Source organism: Streptomyces sp., assembly GCF_031181555.1.
Classification (GTDB): Bacteria; Actinomycetota; Actinomycetes; order Streptomycetales; family Streptomycetaceae; genus Streptomyces; species Streptomyces fimbriatus.
On the sequence record NZ_JAPSKQ010000327.1, the window covers coordinates 1 to 1,703 of the forward strand.

At 69.8% G+C, this 1,703-nt stretch carries 2 protein-coding genes and 1 pseudogene; all 3 read right to left on the minus strand.

What is annotated here, in order from left to right; all coding sequences use genetic code 11:
- Positions 1-101 precede the first annotated feature (101 nt).
- Complete coding sequence (locus tag RIM90_RS31480) at positions 102-674, minus strand: IS5 family transposase (protein WP_309064143.1); 573 nt, start codon at positions 672-674, stop codon at positions 102-104.
- Positions 675-1,190: 516 nt separating this feature from the next.
- Positions 1,191-1,457 (minus strand): hypothetical protein, encoded by a 267-nt coding sequence (locus RIM90_RS31485; protein WP_309064144.1) that lies wholly within the window; start codon positions 1,455-1,457, stop codon positions 1,191-1,193.
- A gap of 17 nt (positions 1,458-1,474) precedes the next feature.
- A pseudogene (locus tag RIM90_RS31490) lies at positions 1,475-1,703 on the minus strand (IS630 family transposase); the annotation flags it as partial.

Consider the following 1,703-nt stretch of genomic DNA (forward strand, 5'->3'; position numbering starts at 1 on the left):
ACGGGTGGCTCCTGCTGGAGGCGTCGGAGGCCTTCAGTACCGGCCGGCGGCCCGTGGCCGTGCCAGGCGCCGACTCATCCGCGTGACCATCGACCACCGGATCATCGCCTCGCTGCTGGCGGGCAGGGTCTCGTAGTCCGGGCCAGACGGCGCGAATGCATCAGCCACGCGAACGTGCGCTCTGCCACCCAGCGCCTGGGCAGCACCACGAACCCGGTCGTGTCGTCGGTGCGCTTGATGATCTCCAAGGTCAGCGCCAGTTTCTGACGGCACCAGTCGACGAGGGAGCCGGTGTAGCCGCCGTCGGCCCAGACGAGGGTGATGTCGCGGTGCAGGCGGCGCAGCCGGTCCAGCAGGCCCGCGGCGGCGTCCCGGTCGCCGATGTTCTCGGCGGTGACGCAGACGACCAAGAGCAGACCGAGGGTGTCGGTCACGATGTGCCGTTTGCGGCCCGGCACCTTCTTCCCGCCGTCGTAGCCGCCTGAGGCGGCCGGCACCGTCGCGGCGGCACGCACCGACTGCGCGTCGATGATCCCCGCCGTGGGCTCGGCCCCACGGCCCTCGCGCTCACGGACCTTCCCGCGCAGCCGGTCGTGGAACTCTGTGATCAGCCCGTGCTCGCGCCAGCGGCGGAAGAAGGCGTAAACCCGCCAGCCGGGGAAGTCCGCGGGCATCGCCCGTCAGGAGATCCCGCTCGCGACCAGGTAACGCGTCCAGCAGCTGCTGGTGACAGTAGCCCTCGGGCCGTCCATCCCGCCCCTGGAGCCAGGCCGGCACCGGCAGCAACGGCCGGATGGCCGCCCACTCCGCGTCCGTCATGTCCGACGGATACCGGCGGACCCGGTCCGGGTGATCGGCCGCGTTGCCGTACACGTGCGCGAGGCAATCGCACGACACGGCGGACGAGTTGAAGTGAACGGGCTCGGGCGCGTACAACAACGACACCAGTCGGGCGACTTCGTGCGGATCCCGGTCGGAGTCGCGGCAACCAGCATCGCGGCGGAACAGAGCCGGCACATCTCGACACTGGTGAGTCACCGGCTGTTCGACGCTGCCGTGCTGGGTCACCAGCAGGCGGGTGCCCGACACCTAGAACTGGATGTCGTCGGCGTTGCGGTGTCGGGTGTAGACGAGCTCGGGGTCGCGGCCGAGGTCGACCACCTCGATCAGGGCTGTCGCCCCTCGCCAGATCACCGACGTGCGCATGTGTCCGTCGCCGGCTGCGGTACCCGCAGGACCGCGAGGCGTTCCTTCTCCTGATGGACCTGCTCAAGGATCAGCCGCTCGTCCGAGCGGTGTGCGGCCACGTCATGGTCCGGTTCGCTGCTGCCGAGGCAGTCGGTGATCATTTCGTTGATGATCGCAGGCTTCCAGTCCTCGAACGGGGGGATCCTGGTTTCGGAGACCGACACGGGCTCGCGTTCCTCGGTGTAGCCCTCGGGCAGGTACCAGATCACATGGATGTCGTTGCGGCAGGTCGGGCCGCGCGGATCGACTTGAGCGCCGCCAGGGTGTTGGCGGTGCCCTTGCGAAGGCGGTTGACGCCCCACAGACGGTCGTCGCCGACGGAGTAGCAGCCGTGGAAGTAGGTGACGCCGTGGGTGCGGCGGTAGGTCGCCGGCAGCCGGTCGGGCTTGCCCTGCTTCGCCCAGCAGGAGCCCGCGGTGGGCCGGATCCCCAGCGGCCCGAACTCGTCGAAGGCG

What these genes read in the sequence shown, in the direction of transcription:
- RIM90_RS31480 (WP_309064143.1), bottom strand. Translation starts at nt 674, where the DNA reads ATGCCCGCGGACTTCCCCGGCTGGCGGGTTTACGCCTTCTTCCGCCGC.